This is a genomic window from Amycolatopsis sp. NPDC101161 (assembly GCF_044768185.1).
In the GTDB taxonomy this organism is placed as follows: Bacteria; Actinomycetota; Actinomycetes; order Mycobacteriales; family Pseudonocardiaceae; genus Amycolatopsis.
On the sequence record NZ_JBIWPI010000004.1, the window covers coordinates 22,928 to 39,515 of the forward strand.

A 16,588-nucleotide genomic window follows, 5' to 3' on the forward strand; every position below is an offset into this window, starting at 1 on the left:
ACCCGGCCGCCTCGGGCGGCTGACCCCTGGACGGGAGCCCGCTCAGCCCGGCGGCGGGGGCGGGCTCCCACCTTTCTTGGTCGTCGTCCCGGCTCTCGGCGGCGGGGTGTCGGGGCGACGGCCAGGACCCTCCGGCAGAGTGGCGGGCATGGACGAGCTGTACCCGCCGATTCCCCCGCGTGCCGAAGGGTTCCTGGACGTCGGCGACGGCCACCGGATCCGGTGCCAGGAGGCGGGTAACCCGGCCGGGAAGCCGGTCGTGGTGCTCCACGGCGGGCCTGGCAGCGGGATCGCGCCGATGGCGCGGCGGCACTTCGACCCCGCGGCCTACCGGATCGTCCTGTTCGACCAGCGCGGCTCGGGCCAGTCGACGCCCGGCGCGGACGAGCTGTCCGCGAACACCTTGTGGCACCTGGTTTCCGACATGGAGAAGCTGCGCGAGCGGCTCGAAATCGAGCGGTGGCAGCTCTTCGGCGGTTCGTGGGGCGCGACCCTCGCTCTCGCGTACGCCGAGACGCACCCTTCCCGCGTCAGCGAAATCATCCTGCGCGGCGTGTTCACCGTACGGCAGAGCGAGCTGGACTGGATCTACCGCGGCGGGGCCGCAAACCTGTTCCCGCGCGAGTGGGAGGCCTTCCTGGCGCCGATCCCGGATGCTCGTCGAGACGACCCGTTGGCCGCGTACGCCGCCCTGCTCGACGATCCTTCCGAAGAGGTCCGGCACAGCGCGGCGGTCGCGTGGAGCACCTGGGAAGGCGCGACGGTTTCCGTGCAGCCGCAGGAGTCGTTCGTCCGCCAGTACGCGGACCCGGCGTTCGCGCTGACGTTCGCGAGGCTCGCGGTCCACTACTTCCGCCACGGCGCCTGGCTCGAAGAGGGCCAGCTGATCCGCGAGGCGGGCAAGCTCGCGGGCATCCCGGGCGTGCTCGTGCAGGGCCGCTACGACGCGGTGTGCCCGCCGATCACGGCGTACGAGCTGCACCGGGCATGGCCGGGCTCGGAGCTGAAGCTCCTGGAGGGCGCCGGGCACGCGGTGACGGACCCTGGGGTCCTGGCCGCGCTACGGGCGGCGACGGACTCATTCCGCGCGTAGCGCGAACCACAAGAGGAGCTGGGTGGTCATCCCGTCGCCTGAGGCCGTGAAAATCACTTTGAGCCGGGCCCGCAACCCAGAGACCACGGCGAGGGAGCATGCCAGGCTTGCGGGCCCGGCTCAAAGTGATAGGCCTCGATCAGGCGACGGGATGACCACCCAGCGGCCCACCTCGACAAGGTGAGAAGACCCGGAAAGCCCCGGTCATCCCGGAGCCTGCCCGTCCGGCGAGGACATGCTTTTTCTTTGAAGCCGCGGCAGGGGTCTACCGCAGCTTAGCGGGTCCGACGCCGTGCTCTCGTTGCGTTCCCGGCTGCCCGTTTTGCGCCCGGAACCTAAAGCCGGCCACCCGAAGCCGTATCCCCGGACAGTCTCTGCGCCAAGTACACCGGGACCGTCGACACCACGATCAGCACCGCCGCGACGACGTTCACGATCGGCGCCTGGTTGGGCCGGAACAGGTTGTCGTAGATCCAGATCGGCAGCGTCTCCATGCCCGTGCCCAGGGTGAACGTCGTCACGATGATCTCGTCGAACGACAGCGCGAACGCCAGCAGGCCGCCCGCCAGCAGCGCCGAGCGCAGCATCGGGAACGTCACCAGCCGGAACGTCGTGAAGCCCGTCGCGCCCAGGTCCATCGACGCCTCCTCCAGGCTGCCGCCCATCCGGCGCAGCCGCGCGACGACGTTGTTGAACACCACCACGATGCAGAACGTCGCGTGCGCGATGATCGCCGTCAGCAGGCCCAGGTTGATGCCGAGGATCGTCCGGAACGCGTTGTTCAGCGCGATGCCCGTCACGATGCCCGGCAGCGCGATCGGCAGGATGATCAGCAGCGACACCGGGTTGCGCCCGAAGAAGCGGTAGCGCTGCAACGCGAACGCCGCCATCGTGCCCAGCACCAGCGCGATCGCCGTCGCCGCCAAGCCGGCCTGGACGCTCGTCCACAGCGCGTGCAGCGCCCCTTCGTTGGACGCCGCGCGGCGCCACCACTCCAGGGTGAAGCTCGACGGCGGCCAGCCGAACGTCGTGTCCGCGTTGAACGAGTTGAGCAGCACCACGACCAGCGGGAAGTAGATCACCGCCAGGCCGAGCCCCAGCGCCGTCCGCAACAGCGTTCGCATGAGCGCTCCTAGAGGTTGTCGAGCGCGCCGGTGCGGCGCACCGCGGCCAGGTAGGCGAGCATGATCACGACCGGCACCGTCGCGACCGTCGCCGCGAACGGGAGGTTGTTGGCCGCGCCGATGTTGTCGTAGACGACGTTGCCGAGCATCTGGGACGTGCCGCCGACGATCTTCACCGCGATGTAGTCGCCCAGGGACAGCGAGAACGTGAAGATCGAGCCGGCCACGATCGCCGGGAAGGTCAGCGGCAGGATCACCGACCGGAACGTGCGGAACGAGCGCGCGCCGAGGTCGCCGGACGCGTCCACCAGGGAGTCCGGCAGCCGGTCGAGACCCGCGTAGATCGGCAGGATCATGTACGGCAGCCACAGGTACGAGAGCGTGATGATCGTCGCCGTGACGCCGTAACCGGGCGAAATCGAGCTCAGGGCGCCGTTGCCGGACAGCATCGAGCGCCACGCGTACGCCTTCACGAGGTAGCTGGCCCACAGCGGGGTCATCACCGCGATCACGAGGATCCGTTGCGCGCGCGGCGAAGCGAACTTGGCCATCGCGTACGCCATCGGGAACGCGACGACCGCGTCGATCACCGTGACCAGCGCCGCGATCCCGACCGTGCGGAAGGTGATCGTCCGGTACACGGCGTCGGTGAACAGCGTCTTGAAGTTGTCCAGCGACCAGTCGATGACGACCTGGCCGGTGAAACTGTCGGTGTGCCAGAACGCCGTGACGAACAGCGCGGCGAGCGCGCCCAGGTAGGCCAGGCCGAGCCAGAGCAGCGGCGCCGACAGCAGGAAACCCAGGCGCAGCTTGGGTTTCCGGTAGAAGAAGGCCGATACGGCGGTCATCACACCTCGCAGGGAGAGGTCCGGGAGCGGCGGGCGGAGTGGGGGGGACACAGCCCGCCGCTCCCGGGGATCGGGGTCAGCCCTTGATCTCGGTCCAGGCCTTGGTCCACTCGCCGTAGTCCTTGCACTTGACGTCCGTGCGGCCGTCGAGGCACTGCTGGATCGGCGTGGTCCAGTACGCGATCTTCGCCGCGTACCCGGCGTCGTTGGCGTGGTAGGTGTCGCAGAGCGTCTTGTCGGTCATCTCCGCGCACGCCTTCGGGTTGGCCGGCGCCTCGCCGAAGTACTCGGCGACCTGGGCGTTGACCTTGGGGCTGATGATGTAGTCGAGCCACTTGTACGCGCACGTCTTGTGCGCCGACTTCGCCGCGACCATCCAGGTGTCCGACCACCCGGTCGCGCCCTCGCTCGGCACGGACGCCTCCAGCGGCGCGCCCTCGCCCTTGGTCAGGTTGACCGTGACCTGCCAGGCGGTGCCGACGACGGCGTCGGCGTTCTTCAGCGCCTGCGACTCCTTGAGGTAGTCCGACCAGTACTCGCTCACCAGCGGCCGCTGCTGCTTGAGCAGGTTGACGGCGGCGGTGAACTGCTTGTCGTCGAGGGCGTACGGGTTCTTGATGCCCAGGTCCGGCTGGTGGGCCTGCAGGTACAGGGCGGCGTCGGCGATGTAGATCGGCGAGTCGTAGGCGATCACCTTGCCCTTGTAGGGCGAGTTCGCGTCGAACATCACCGACCACGACGTCGGCGCCGGCGTCACCTTGTCGGTGCGCCAGGTCAGCAGGTTCGCGCCCCAGCCGTGCGGGATGCCGTAGGAGACGCCGCCGACGCTGTTCCAGGACTTGTTCTTCAGAAACGGCTGGACGTCGGCGTAGTTCGGGACGAGCGCGGTGTTCACCGGCTCGGCGTCGCCGGACGCCACCAGCCGCAGCGACGCGTCACCCGAGGCGGACACGACGTCGTACTGCCCGGTCTTCATCAGCGTGACGGCCTCGTCGGACGTGCCGAACGGCTTGACGTTCACCTTGCAGCCGGTCTGCTGCTCGAACGGCGTCACCCAGTTGACCTTCGGGTCGTTCGAGCCGTTCTCCGCGTACCCCGGCCAGGCCAGCACGTTCAGCTGGCCCTCCGGCTGCCCGAGCGCCTTGAGCGCCTCCAGCTTCGGCGGGGTGAACCCCTGCGCACCGGGCGGCGCGGACGAACTCGTGCCCGACGTGCCACATGCAGCCAACAGCAGGCTGGCGCCGAGGAGCCCGGCAAGCCGCGTCTTCCTGTTCTTCATGGCAACCCTTCTGGGAACTACTGGACCTGGAAGCTGTGTTCGTTCCGCCAGCTCAGCCGGACGCGGTCGTCGGCGAAAGCCGCGTCATCGACGTTCTGCCGGACGACCGACAGCTGTCCCCCGGCGTCGAGGGCGACGGCGTAGCGCACGGTCGCCCCGGCGTAGACGACGTCGGTGACCGTGCCGGTCGCGCTGGTGTGCCCCGCGGCGGCGGGCTCGGACAGCTCGCCGTCGATGCGGATCTTCTCCGGCCGGATGCTGAACAGCCCCGGCCGGCCGATCACGGACTCGGCGCCGCGGCCACCCAGCAGGTTGGACGTGCCGACGAACCCGGCGACGAACGCGCTGGCGGGCCGCTCGTAGACCTCTTCCGGCGTCCCGACCTGCTCGATCTTCCCGTCGTTGAACACCGCGATGCGGTCGCTCATGGTCAGGGCTTCGTCCTGGTCGTGGGTGACGAAGACGAACGTGATGCCGACGTCGCGCTGGATCTGCTTGAGCTCCAGCTGCATGGCCTGGCGCAGCTTGAGGTCGAGCGCGCCGAGCGGCTCGTCGAGCAGCAGCACCTTGGGCCGGTTCACCAGCGCGCGGGCGAGCGCGACGCGCTGGCGCTGCCCGCCGGAGAGCTGCGCGGGCTTGCGCGAGCCGTAGTCGTCCAGCCGCACGGTCTTCAGCGCTTCGAGCGCGCGCTCCCGGCGTTGCAGCTTCGGGACGCGCTTGACGCGCAGGCCGTACTCGACGTTCTGCTGCACGGACATGTGCGGGAACAGCGCGTAGTCCTGGAACACCGTGTTGACGTCCCGCTCGAACGGCGCCAGCCGGCTGACGTCCCGGCCGTCCAGCTCGATCGTGCCTTCGGTGGGCAGCTCGAAGCCGGCGATCATGCGCAGCACCGTCGTCTTGCCGGAACCGGACGGGCCGAGCATGGAGAAGAACTCGCCGGGCGGGATGTCGAGGTCGACGCCGTCGACCGCGTGGACGTCGCCGAAGTGCTTGCGCAGCCCGGAAAGCCGGATCGCCGGGCGCGTGCTTCCGGGGGCCACGGGCTCTTCCCGCGTCTCGGTGGGTGCTTGGTTGGGCATCGCGACCCTCACAGTGCGCTCATCACGTGCTTGACGCGGGTGTAGTCCTCGAGGCCGTACAGCGAGAGGTCCTTGCCGTAGCCGGACTTCTTGAACCCGCCGTGCGGCATCTCGGCGACCAGGGGGATGTGGGTGTTGATCCAGACGCAGCCGAAGTCGAGCTTCGCGGCCAGGCGCATCGCGCGCTGGTGGTCGCGGGTCCAGACCGAGGACGCGAGGCCGTACTGCACGGCGTTCGCGGACTTGAGCGCCTCGGCTTCGTCGGCGAAGCGCTGGACGGTGATGACCGGGCCGAAGATCTCGTTCTGGCTCAGCTCGTCGTCCTGCTTGAGGCCGGAGACGACGGTGGCCTCGTAGAAGTAGCCTTCGTCGCCGGCGCGGTGTCCTCCACAGTGGACGGTCGCGTGCGCCGGCAGCCGGTCGATGAACCCGGACACCTTCTCCAGCTGGGCCGCGTTGTTGAGCGGGCCGTAGGCGACGTCTTCGTCGTCCGGCTTGCCGGTCTTGGTGTTCTCGGCCTGCCGGGCGAGCGCCGCGACGAACGTGTCGTGGACTTCGTCGGCGACGAGCACGCGGGTGGCGGCGGTGCAGTCCTGGCCGGCGTTGAAGTAACCCGCGATGGCGATGGCTTCGGCGGCCGCTTCGAGGTCGGCGTCGGCGAAGACGATGACCGGCGCCTTGCCGCCCAGCTCCAGGTGGACGCGCTTGACGTCGTTGGCGGCACTGCGCGCGACCTCGATGCCGGCCCGGACCGAGCCGGTGATCGACACCATCGCCGGGATGTCGTGCTCGACCAGCGCGCGGCCGGTGTCGCGGTCGCCGCAGACGACGTTGAACACGCCCGGCGGGAAGAACTCGCCGGCGATCTCGGCGAGCAGCAGCGTCGACGCCGGTGTCGTGTCGGACGGCTTGAGCACGACCGTGTTGCCGGCGGCGAGCGCGGGCGCGATCTTCCAGATGGCCATCAGCAGTGGGTAGTTCCACGGCGTGACCTGGGCGCACACGCCGACCGGCTCGCGGCGGACGAACGACGTGTGGCCTTCCATGTACTCGCCGGCCGAACGGCCTTCGAGCACGCGCGCGGCGCCCGCGAAGAACCGGACCTGGTCGAGGATCATCGGGATCTCTTCGGCCATGGTCAGCGCGATCGGCTTGCCGGTGTTCGCGGACTCGACGGCCACGACCTCCTCGGCGCGGGCTTCGAGCGCGTCGGCGAGCTTGAGCAGCGCGAGCTGGCGCTGCGCGGGGGTCGTCGAGCGCCAGGTCTCGAACGCGGTCGCGGCGACCTGCAGCGCGTTGTCGACGTCCTCGGGCCCGGCGATCGGCGCGGTGCAGTAGGCGCGCCCGGTGACCGGGTCGATGATCTCCGCCGTCCGGCCCGACTTGGACTCGACGTACTCGCCGCCGACGTAGTGCTTCAGCTCCTGCACGGTGGACTCCTCCGACGATCGGGGCTAAAACATATAAGTCCATATGTAATAGGACAAGGGCATCAGGCAAGATTGGTGCGAACGGGTAGCCGGCGACGCGAAGGGTCACGATGCGCAAGGGCATGTCGCACAGCGCGCGGTCCGCCATGTTCGCGCCGCTCGGCCAGGTCGGCCGCGCGGAGGCGGTGGCGGCGCGGCTGGCCGACGCCATCACGCTCGGCCTGCTCGCCGACCAGGAACAGCTGCCCAGCGAAGCCGACCTCAGCGCGCAATTCGGCGTCTCGACCGTGACCGTCCGGGAAGCGCTGGTGGCCCTGCGGCAGCAGGGGCTGGTCGAGACGCGGCGGGGGCGCAGCGGCGGCAGCTTCGTCCGCGCGCCGGCCAACCCGCCGCCGGACGCGTGGCGCTCGCGGCTGCGCGAGGTGTCGCTGTCGGACCTGCGCGACGTCGGCGACCACTACCTGGCGATCGCCGGAGCCGCCGCCAAGCTCGCGGCCGAACGCAGCTCGCCGGAGGACATCGAGCGGCTGCGGCTCGCGGCCGACGACCTCCGCACGGCGCACGGCAGCGACTTCACGCGGGCGGAGCGGCAGTTCCACCTGGAGATCGCGGCGGCCGCGCAGTCACCCCGGCTGACGCACGAAGAGCTCCAGCTGCAGACCGAGCGCGGCGGCCTGCTGTGGCTCCCGCTCGACCCGGCGTCCCACGCCCACGAGGAGCACGCGGCGATCACCGCGGCGATCGCGGCCGCGGACGGCGAGCTGGCCCGCAAGCTCACCGAGGAGCACATCCTGGGGGCGCTCGACCGCCTCGCGGACGTGCACCTGGACTTGCTCACCCCGTAAACTCCCCCTACTCCGCGTATCGAGGTGAGCACCGTGAACGACACCCGCACGCTGGCCGGCGACGAGGTCGTCGAGCAGGTTTCGGCGCTGGTGGAAGGGGTCTTCGAACGGCTGAAGCCCCTGCTGGCGGCGGCCGAGTCGGTGCTGGCCGACGACCCGTCCGCGTCGGCGTTGCACCGGATCCGCCCGCAGGTGATCGAGGCGCTGGGCGGCCTGGTCATCGGCGCGGGTTTCGTCAGCGCCCCGCGCGTGCTGGCCGATTCCGAGTTCGGCTTCGAGTGGTGGACGTGCTCCACGGGCGAGCCGCCGTCCCAGCTGTTCATCAGCCTGGACCCGGCGAGCGAGAACTTCCTGGACTACACGCGCCAGTCGTGGTTCACGGTCCCCCGCGACACCGGGCGGCGCCACATCAACGGCCCGTACGTCGACTACCTGTGCACCGACGAGTACACGCTGACGTTCACGATCCGGTGTTCCGCGGCGGCGCTTTCGCGGGCGTGGTCGGCGCGGACGTGTACGTGCGCGAGTTCGAGCGGGCGGTGCGTCCCCGGCTGAGGTCGCTGGGTCGCGGGGCGGCACTGCTGAACGCGCAGGGGCGGGTGATCGTGTCGAACAGCGTCCGCCAGCCGACGGGGTCGCTGGTGCGGGAGGCCGACGTCCCGGCCTGGTGGTCGGCGGGCGCGGAACCGGGACCGGCCCTGCGGCGCTGCGGCGACTCGCCGATCGTGCTCGTAACCGGCGGCTAAGGGCCGCCCATCATCACGTACCCCACGTAGCAGTCCGGAGCGGCTTCCACGAGCAGGCCCACCGGAGTTCCGTCGGACCGCTCGGCGGTGTAGACGACGTGCGACGGGCCGAACCACGTGCCGACCTCGTCGACCGCGGTCAGGGCGAGGTCGTGCCGCGGCACGCAGTACGGCTCGTCGTGGCACCAGCCCGCCCCGGCGCAGGTGGCATAGCTGCGGTAGTCCCGGCCGGCGTGGTGGATGCGGTACGGCAATCCGCGGTCGCCGGGCAGCGCGTACCCGAAGTGGTTGGCCGTCCAGGGCAGGAACGCGAGGCCGCCCGCCCCGAGGAGCACGACCGCGAGAGCTGCGAGGACCGCTCGTTTGTGGGCCACGAGAAGTGGACGCACGACACGGCCGTCGTGTTGCTCAGGTCTGCAACGCCACCCAAAGCTCCGCGCGGACGCCCGGCGAGTCCAGATCCCGGCCCAGCAGCTCCGCCGCCTTCCGGATCCGGTTCCGCAGCGTGTGCCGGTGGACGCCCAGCCGCGCGGCCGCCACGTCCCAGTGGCCGTGGTGCTCCAGCCAGCAGCGCAACGACGTCTCGAGGTCGCCGCGGCCCGTCTCGTCGTGCTCCCGCAACGGGGTCAGCAACCCGCGCGCGAACGCTTGCGCCACCGCGGGCTCGATCAGGGTCAGCAGGCCGCGGCCCGTGTGCTCGGCCGCCGACACCAGGACCTTGCCCTCGGCCTCCGCGACCCGGCACGCCAGTTCCGCCTGCTCCAGCCCGGCCGCGAAGTCCGCCGGGGACACCGGGCCGGCCACTCCCCCGTGCAGGCCGCCGATCCGCAGCGCCGCGTCCGTCACCGCTTCGGCGGCGCCGAGCGCGACCACCGACGAGCCGTGCCGCGCTGCGAAAACCGGCTCGTTCTCCAGCGCGCCGAGCAGCTTGCGCCGCGCGGCCGGCGAACCCGCGAACACCAGCACCGACCACGGCGCGGCCGGCGCTTCGGTCCCGGAAACGGCCAGCACCCGCAGGGCCAGCTCGGCCTGCCCGCCCACCAGCAGCTCCAGCAGCCCGGTCCGCAACGCCTCGCGCGCCGCCGCCTGCGCTCGATCCTGTTCCAGCGCAAGGGAAAGCACCGAAACCGCCGTGTTGACGATGTGCCGCCCCGCCGTGTCGAGTGCCGCCCCGACGGCGAGCACCCGGCGCGCGCTGGTGTCGAGGGTCTGCAGCACGACTTCCTGTCCGTCGAGCGCGACCACCCGCGTACCGGTGCGAAGCCGCTCTAGCTCTTCGCGCAGCGAAGCGCCGTACGCGCGCGCACTCGCCGGAGCCGCTTCGGAGACGGTTGTCCGGTCGAAGAGCAGCACCCAGCCGTCGACGAGCTTCGCCAGCTTGCGCAGCACCCCGGCCGGCCCGCCCTTGCCGACCGCCGTGCGCGTCAGCTCCTGCTGGGCGCGGCCGATCCGGACCGTCGTCGCGTACTCGTCGGCCGCCACCGCCCGGGACACCGCCCGGGTGATCGCGATGAACGGCGTCTCGCGCGGCACCTCCAGCACCGGCAGTCCCACGTCGGCCGCGGTCGCTACGAGCGAGCGCGGCACGGACTCGTGGCTCAGCCCGACGCCGAAGCCGAGCCCCGCGACCCCGGCGCCGACCAGCCGGCGCACGTAGGCCGGCGACGACTCTTCGTCCAGCGCCAGCCCGGTCGTGAGCAGCAGTTCGCCGCCTTCGAGGAAGGCCTGCGGATCGGTCAGCTCCGTCGGGTGGACCCAGCCGATCGGGCGATCGAGGACGTCTTCGCCGGTCAGCACCCGCAGCCCGAGCGGGCGGTCGGCGGCCAGTCCGGCCAGCGTGAGTGCCATAACGGCCAATCATACGCACCGATTTAGCCAGAACGTCCAGCTGACGACCGTCCGGTTACCGCTCATCCTGAGGACGTCCACCGACCTTCCCCAGGGAGCACGCCGTGACCGCAAGCACCACCGCCGAGCCGCAGGCCCCGGCGCCCCGGCAGCGCAGGCTGCGCACCGAGATCCCCGGCCCCGCCTCGCGCGAGCTGCAGGAGCGCCGCGCGAACGCCGTGGCCGCCGGGGTCAGCTCGGTGCTGCCCGTCTACGTCACCTCGGCCAGCGGCGGCCTGCTCACCGACGCCGACGGCAACGTCCTGATCGACTTCGGCTCCGGCATCGCGGTGACGAACGTCGGGCACTCGGCGCCCGCGGTCGTCGACCGCGTCCGCAAGCAGGCGTGCTGGTTCACCCACACCTGTTTCATGGTCACGCCGTACGAGGGGTACGTCGAGGTCTGCGAGGCCCTGGCCGAGCTGACGCCGGGCGACCACGCGAAGAAGTCGGTGCTGTTCAACTCAGGCGCCGAGGCCGTCGAGAACGCCGTGAAGATCGCGCGCGTGGCGACCGGGCGCCAGGCCGTCGTCGTGTTCGACCACGCCTACCACGGCCGCACCAACCTCACCATGGGCATGACGGCGAAGTCGGTGCCCTACAAGCACGGCTTCGGGCCGTTCGCGCCCGAGGTCTACCGCGTGCCGGGCTCGTACCCGTACCGCGACGGCCTGTCCGGCCCCGAAGCGGCCGCGCTGGCGATCGACCGGATCGAGAAGCAGATCGGTGGCGACCAGGTGGCCGCGGTCGTCTTGGAGCCGATCCAGGGCGAGGGCGGGTTCATCGAGCCCGCGCGCGGCTTCCTGCCCGCGATTTCGGCGTGGTGCCGCGAAAACGGCGTCGTGTTCGTCGCCGACGAGGTCCAGACGGGCTTCTGCCGCACCGGCTCCTGGTTCGCCTCTACCGACGAGGACGTGGTCCCGGACCTCATCGCGACGGCGAAGGGCATCGCGGGCGGCCTGCCGCTGTCCGCCGTCACCGGCCGCGCGGAACTGCTCGACGCGGTCGGCCCGGGCGGCCTCGGCGGCACGTACGGCGGCAACCCGATCGCCTGCGCAGCCGCGCTCGGCTCGATCGAGACCATGAAGACCGAAGACCTGGCGGGGTCGGCGAAGCGCATCGAAGGCGTTGTGCTGCCTCGGCTGCGGGCGCTGGCGGACGAGACCGGCGTGATCGGTGACGTCCGCGGCCGCGGCGCGATGCTGGCCGCGGAGTTCGTCCGTCCGGGAACTTCGGAACCGGACGCCGACCTCACCAAGCGCGTCGCGGCGGCCTGCCACCGGGCCGGCGTGGTGGTGCTGACCTGCGGCACCTACGGCAACGTCGTCCGGCTGCTGCCGCCGCTGTCCCTGTCCAACGACCTGCTCGACGAGGGCCTCTCGGTCCTCGAGCACGCTGTCCGCACGGAGGCTCGCGCATGACTTTCCCCTTCTGGGTCGCCGGAAAGCCGGTGACCGGTGGCGCTACCGCCGTTATCCGCCACTCGTTCGACGGCTCCGAGGCGGGCTCGCACTTCGTGCCGTCCGAGTCGGACGTCGAAGCCGCGGTGCAGGCCGCGCACGACGTCGCCGACGAGTTCGCGACGCTGCCCGCGCACGTCCGCGCCGGCGCGCTGGACCACGTGTCCCGGGAACTGGGTGAGCGGTCCGAAGAGATCGCGGCGTTGATCACCGCCGAGTCCGGCAAGCCGCTGAAGTGGGCGCGCGGCGAGGTCGGGCGCGCGGTGTCGACGTTCCGCTGGGCCGCCGAGGAGGCCCGCCGCTTCTCGGGCGAGCTGCAGCGGCTCGACACCGACCCGGGCGGCACCGGCCGGCTCGCGCTGGTCCGGCGCGTGCCGCGGGGCCCGGTGCTGGGCATCACGCCGTTCAACTTCCCGCTCAACCTGGTGGCGCACAAGGTGGCCCCGGCGATCGCGGTGGGCGCGCCGATCGTGCTGAAGCCCGCGCCGGCGACGCCGCTGACGGCGTTGCTGCTGGGCGAAATCCTGGCCGGCACGGACCTCCCGGCGGGGTCGTGGTCGATCCTGCCGGTGGACAACGAGACGTCGTCCCGGCTCGTCGAGGACCCGAGGCTGCCGGTGGTGTCGTTCACCGGCTCGGTCCCGGTCGGCTGGGCCATCCGCGACCGCGTGCCGCGCAAGCACGTGGCGTTGGAGCTGGGCGGGAACGGCGCGGTGCTCGTCTGTCCGGATTGGACGGACCTCGACTTCGCGGCGCAGCGGATCGCGACGTTCGCGATGTACCAGGCCGGGCAGTCGTGCATCTCCGTGCAGCGGGTGTACGCGCACGATGCGGTTTTCGACGCTCTGGCTTCGAAGGTCCTCGAGCAGGTCGCTTCGCTGCGCACCGGCGACCCGCGTGCGGAGGGCGTCGACGTCGGCCCGCTGATCAACGAGGCTGCGGCATCCCGGGTTGCGACGTGGGTGTCCGACGCGGTGTCCTCGGGCGCGCGCCTGCTGACCGGCGGCGGCCGCTCGGGAGCGACGGTGGAGCCGACGGTGCTGGCGGACGTCCCGGAGGACGCGTCGGTGATGGCCGAAGAGGTGTTCGGGCCGGTGGTTTCGCTCGTCCGCGTGCCGTCGGTGGCCGACGGGGTGGCGCGGATCAACGCGTCCCGCTTCGGGCTGCAGGCGGGCGTGTTCACCCGCGACCTCCCGACGGCGTTCGAGGTGTCGGCGGCGTTGAAGGTCGGCGGGGTGCTGGTGGGCGACGTGCCGAGCTTCCGCGCGGATCAGATGCCGTACGGCGGGGTGAAGGACTCCGGGGTGGGCCGCGAGGGCCCAGCGTCGGCGATGGCGGACTTCACCGAGGAGCGGGTCACGGTCCTGACGGGATTGACGCTGTAAGGGCTTCGTGCGCCTCGACGAGTGAAGGTCCGTACCACGTGAGGTGACGGCCCGAGACCAGGACGTACCGCGCGTCCGGGAAGTGGTCCGGGCCGTCCTCCTCCGTGAACAGGTACGGCTCGTCCGGCAGCACCAGCAGGTCCGCGTCCGCCGCGAAGTGCGCCCTCAGCTCCTCGATCTCCGGTCGCGGGTACCGCTCCGGCGAACCCGCGTAGACGTTCGCCACCCCCACCCGGCGCAGCACGTCGCCGCCGAAGGTGTCGCGGCCCAGGACGATCCACGGTTTGCGCCAGACCGGGACCACCGCGTGGAAGCGCACCGGCCGGGTCTCGCGCCAGACCTCTTCCGCCGCGACCAGCCACTCCGGCTCGTCCAGCTCGTACGCCTGGGTCAGGATCCGCCGCAGCGAGCCCAGCGCCGCCGGCACCGACGCCGCCGCGGCCATCACCCACACCGGGATCCCGTTGGCGCGCAAGCGTTCCACGTCCTCCGGGCGGTTCTCCTCCGAGTTGGCCAGCACGAGGTCGGGCGCCAGGTCCAGCACGCGGTCGAGCTTCGGGTACTTCGACCCGCCCACCCGCGGCACGTCCAAATCAGCCGGATGCGTGCAGTAGTCCGTCGCGCCGACCAGCCGGCCGGGCGCGCTCAGCTCGACCGCTTCGGTCAGCGACGGCACCAGCGAAACCACGCGCGAAGCCGGGCTGCTCAGCGGCACCGGCTCCCCGAGATCGTCGACGAGAGTCATGCGCGTTCGAACGACACCTTCCGCTTCTCGACGTCCACCGCGGTCAGCCGGACGCCGATCCGCTCCCCCGCGGTCAGCTTCTCGCCCGCGCACTTCGCCATCACCGTCGGGTCCTCGACGAGGATCTCCGCCTTGTTCTCGTCCGCGCGCAGCACGACGGCGCTGAACTCGCCGCCGATGTGCTCGGCCAGCACCCACGCCTCGACCTGGTCGATGCACGCGCGCTCGACCTTCGCGGCGAGCGTGTCCGACGCCATCATGCGGTCCGGGACGTCCGCCAGCGCCGCCCGGACCCACTCCGGCACGTCTCGTTCGGCCGAGACGGCCAGGCAGATCTCCGTCGCGAACCGGTCGACCAGCCGCCGGATCGGCGCCGTCACGTGCGCGTACGCGCCGCCGATGCCCGCGTGCGTCGTCAACGCGGGCAGTTCGCCGTCGAACGCCGTGTAGCCCGCGCCGCGCAGCAGCCGCGTCGTGTCGGCGTAGAGCGCCATCGACGCCGGCTGCCCCGGATCAAGCCGGGACAGGAACTCCGAAACGGTCGCGCCGGGCGCCCACGCGATGCCCAGCGCCTCGGCGGACCGCCGCAGCCAGTCGACGGCCTCGGGTTCCGGGTCGGGCAGCGTGCGCAGGACGCCGACCCGCGCGTCGATCATGATCCGCGCCGCGGCCATCCCGGTGAGCAGCGAGATCTCGGCGTTCCACGCGTCGACGACGGTGCGCGGCCGGCGCGCGAGGACCCAGCCGCCGTCCGGGTTGCCGCTGATCTCCTGCTCCGGCAGCTGCAGCTCGACGGCGCCCCGCCGGACGGCCAGCTCGCGCCGTCGTCGCCCCAGCTCGGGCAATGCGGCCACCGACGGGTGCGGGTTGCCGGCGTCGAGCGCGGCCTGGACCGTCTCGTAGTCGAACTGCTCGGTGGACCGGACCAGCGCGCGGCGCACCCGGGTGGCGGTCGGCTCGCCCGCTTCGTCGGTCTCGATGGTCCAGAGCACCGCGGGCCGGATCTCGCCGGGCAGCAGGCTCGCGGCGCCTTCGGACAGGACCGGCGGGTGCAGCGGGACGTTCCCGTCCGGCAGGTAGAGCGTCTGGCCGCGCAGGCGCGACTCGCGGTCGAGCGCGCCGCCGGGCGGGACGAACGAAGCGAGGTCGGCGATCGCGTAGTGCACGCGGAAGCCGCGCGCGGTCTTCTCGACGACCATCGCCTGGTCGAGGTCCTTGGCGCCGGGCGGGTCGATGGTGACGAACGGCAGGTCCGTCGCGTCCTCGCGGCGCTCGGCCAGCGGATCGAGGACCGCCGCCTCCGCCTCGGCCAGCACGTCGGGACCGAACGACTCCGGCAGCGAGAACTCGGCGCGCAGCGGACCGAAGTCCCCGCCCGCCGAGTGTGTCCTGATCACCAGGGGAGGCACCCCCCAACCCTAACCCCGGAAGGGGCCGATGATCGCCCGATCGGGCGCGGGCCGGTCGGGTGTACGTTCTCGAGCAATAATGAAAACCGTCTTCATTCTCAGGAAGGGCTTCCCGTGAAGATCGCGTTCGTCGGCAAGGGCGGCAGCGGCAAGACCACGTTGTCGTCGCTGTTCGTCGCGTACCTCGCCGATGCCGGCCGGCCGGTGCTGGCCATCGACGCCGACATCAACCAGCACCTCGCGGTCGCGCTCGGCGCGACCGAGGAGGAGGCGCTCGCCTGGCCGACGCTCGGCGACAACATGGCGCTGATCAAGGACTACCTGCGCGGCGACAACCCGCGGATCCCGGACGCGGCGTCGATGATCAAGACGACCCCGCCGGGCCGCGGGTCCCGGCTGGTCCGGCCGTTCGAGGACAACCCGGTGTTCTCGGCGTGTTTCCGGCAGCTGGGCGGCGTCCGCCTCGGCGTCACCGGTCAGTTCGACGAGGACGACCTGGGCGTCAAGTGCTACCACTCGAAGGTGGGGGCGGCCGAGCTGCTGCTCAACCACCTGGTGGACGTCGAGGGCGAGTACGTCGTGATGGACATGACCGCGGGGGCGGACGCGTTCGCGTCGGGGCTGTTCACGCGGTTCGACGTGACGTTCCTGGTGTGCGAGCCGACGGTCCGGAGCGTGGGCGTGTACCGCCAGTACGCGGACTACGCGCGCGACTTCGGCGTGCGGCTGGTGGTGGTCGGCAACAAGGTGACCGACGCCGACGACGTCGAGTTCCTGCAGGACCAGGTGGGTTCGGCGTTGCTGGGGTGGCTGTCGGCCTCGGGGCACGTGCGCGCGGCGGAGCGCGGCACGGCCCGGCCGATCACCGAGCTCGAGCCGCGCAACCTTTCGACATTGCGGTCGATGCACGCGACGGTCGACGCGGAGCAGCGCGACTGGGCGCGCTACCAGCGCCAGGCGGTGGAGTTCCACCTGCGCAACGCGCGCGCCTGGGCGGGCGCGGACTTGGCTGCGCAGGTGGACCCGGAGTTCGTGCTGGGGCCGCGGCTAGCGGTCTAGTCGTCGTTCCAGTTGGCGTCGGCGGCGTCGGCCTGCCGGGTCCGTTCCTTGGCGATGTCGAGGGCCCGCCGGGCGGTGGCCTCGTCGGGGTAGGGGCCGAGCAGGTCGACGCCGCGACCGCGTTCGAGGTGCTCGACCTGGTGGGTGCGGGTGTTGTAGTACCACCCCGGGTCCGGGTTCGGGTCTTTGGACATGA

The 16,588-nt window shown here is 71.4% G+C and carries 15 protein-coding genes and 1 pseudogene; 6 read left to right on the forward strand and 10 right to left on the reverse strand.

Going from position 1 to position 16,588, the window contains the following annotated elements; all coding sequences use genetic code 11:
• The first annotated feature begins 148 nt into the window (after positions 1-148).
• On the forward strand, positions 149-1,093 hold the full coding sequence (gene pip, locus ACIRSS_RS27515; protein WP_400899828.1) for a prolyl aminopeptidase: 945 nt from the start codon (positions 149-151) through the stop codon (positions 1,091-1,093).
• Positions 1,094-1,428: 335 nt separating this feature from the next.
• On the opposite strand, the gene ACIRSS_RS27520 is transcribed toward pip, so the two are convergent.
• The 5 genes from ACIRSS_RS27520 to ACIRSS_RS27540 all read right to left on the reverse strand — a co-directional run bounded on the left by ACIRSS_RS27520 (position 1,429) and on the right by ACIRSS_RS27540 (position 6,856).
• The gene (locus tag ACIRSS_RS27520; protein ID WP_400899830.1) at positions 1,429-2,217 is read right to left on the reverse strand and encodes an ABC transporter permease; all 789 of its coding nucleotides are present in this window, start codon (positions 2,215-2,217) and stop codon (positions 1,429-1,431) included.
• An 8-nt stretch (positions 2,218-2,225) separates the two neighbouring features.
• A complete protein-coding gene (locus tag ACIRSS_RS27525) occupies positions 2,226-3,065 on the reverse strand; it encodes an ABC transporter permease (protein ID WP_400899832.1) in 840 nt (279 codons plus the stop codon).
• Positions 3,066-3,141: 76 nt separating this feature from the next.
• Positions 3,142-4,344: an ABC transporter substrate-binding protein gene (locus ACIRSS_RS27530; protein ID WP_400899834.1), complete on the reverse strand. Its 1,203-nt coding sequence runs from the start codon at positions 4,342-4,344 to the stop codon at positions 3,142-3,144.
• 17 nt (positions 4,345-4,361) lie between these two features.
• A complete protein-coding gene (locus tag ACIRSS_RS27535; RefSeq protein WP_400899836.1) occupies positions 4,362-5,426 on the reverse strand; it encodes an ABC transporter ATP-binding protein in 1,065 nt (354 codons plus the stop codon).
• Between the two features lie 8 nt (positions 5,427-5,434).
• A complete protein-coding gene (locus ACIRSS_RS27540; protein ID WP_400899838.1) occupies positions 5,435-6,856 on the reverse strand; it encodes a gamma-aminobutyraldehyde dehydrogenase in 1,422 nt (473 codons plus the stop codon).
• 110 nt (positions 6,857-6,966) lie between these two features.
• Between ACIRSS_RS27540 and ACIRSS_RS27545 the strand changes: the two genes are divergently transcribed.
• A complete protein-coding gene (locus ACIRSS_RS27545; RefSeq protein ID WP_400899840.1) occupies positions 6,967-7,701 on the forward strand; it encodes a FadR/GntR family transcriptional regulator in 735 nt (244 codons plus the stop codon).
• 33 nt (positions 7,702-7,734) lie between these two features.
• A pseudogene (locus ACIRSS_RS27550) lies at positions 7,735-8,447 on the forward strand (cache domain-containing protein).
• On the opposite strand, the gene ACIRSS_RS27555 reads toward ACIRSS_RS27550, so the two are convergent.
• Positions 8,444-8,821: a hypothetical protein gene (locus ACIRSS_RS27555; RefSeq protein ID WP_400899842.1), complete on the reverse strand. Its 378-nt coding sequence runs from the start codon at positions 8,819-8,821 to the stop codon at positions 8,444-8,446. The pseudogene ACIRSS_RS27550 and the gene ACIRSS_RS27555 overlap by 4 nt on opposite strands.
• Before the next feature lie 34 nt (positions 8,822-8,855).
• Positions 8,856-10,295, reverse strand: a complete 1,440-nt coding sequence (locus ACIRSS_RS27560; protein ID WP_400899844.1) for a PucR family transcriptional regulator — start codon at positions 10,293-10,295, stop codon at positions 8,856-8,858.
• Between the two features lie 104 nt (positions 10,296-10,399).
• On the opposite strand from ACIRSS_RS27560, the gene gabT reads away from it, so the two are divergent.
• Positions 10,400-11,755 (forward strand): 4-aminobutyrate--2-oxoglutarate transaminase, encoded by a 1,356-nt coding sequence (gabT, locus tag ACIRSS_RS27565; protein ID WP_400899846.1) that lies wholly within the window; start codon positions 10,400-10,402, stop codon positions 11,753-11,755.
• Positions 11,752-13,179: an aldehyde dehydrogenase family protein gene (locus ACIRSS_RS27570; protein WP_400899848.1), complete on the forward strand. Its 1,428-nt coding sequence runs from the start codon at positions 11,752-11,754 to the stop codon at positions 13,177-13,179. Before gabT ends, ACIRSS_RS27570 begins: the two co-directional genes overlap by 4 nt.
• On the opposite strand, the gene ACIRSS_RS27575 is transcribed toward ACIRSS_RS27570, so the two are convergent.
• Both ACIRSS_RS27575 and ACIRSS_RS27580 read right to left on the reverse strand, forming a co-directional pair.
• Positions 13,151-13,924 carry a helical backbone metal receptor gene (locus tag ACIRSS_RS27575; RefSeq protein ID WP_400899850.1) on the reverse strand — a complete coding sequence of 258 codons (774 nt, stop codon included), beginning with the start codon at positions 13,922-13,924 and terminating at the stop codon, positions 13,151-13,153. The two genes, ACIRSS_RS27570 and ACIRSS_RS27575, sit on opposite strands and share 29 nt — an antisense overlap.
• Positions 13,921-15,321, reverse strand: coding sequence for an RNB domain-containing ribonuclease (locus ACIRSS_RS27580; RefSeq protein ID WP_400899852.1), 1,401 nt, complete (start codon positions 15,319-15,321; stop codon positions 13,921-13,923). Before ACIRSS_RS27580 ends, ACIRSS_RS27575 begins: the two co-directional genes overlap by 4 nt.
• 126 nt (positions 15,322-15,447) lie before the next feature.
• Here ACIRSS_RS27580 and ACIRSS_RS27585 point away from each other — a divergent pair, with 126 nt between their 5' ends.
• On the forward strand, positions 15,448-16,392 hold the full coding sequence (locus tag ACIRSS_RS27585; protein WP_400899854.1) for an AAA family ATPase: 945 nt from the start codon (positions 15,448-15,450) through the stop codon (positions 16,390-16,392).
• Here ACIRSS_RS27585 and ACIRSS_RS27590 read toward each other — a convergent pair.
• Positions 16,389-16,586 (reverse strand): hypothetical protein, encoded by a 198-nt coding sequence (locus ACIRSS_RS27590; RefSeq protein ID WP_400899856.1) that lies wholly within the window; start codon positions 16,584-16,586, stop codon positions 16,389-16,391. The genes ACIRSS_RS27585 and ACIRSS_RS27590 overlap by 4 nt on opposite strands.
• Positions 16,587-16,588 lie beyond the last annotated feature (2 nt).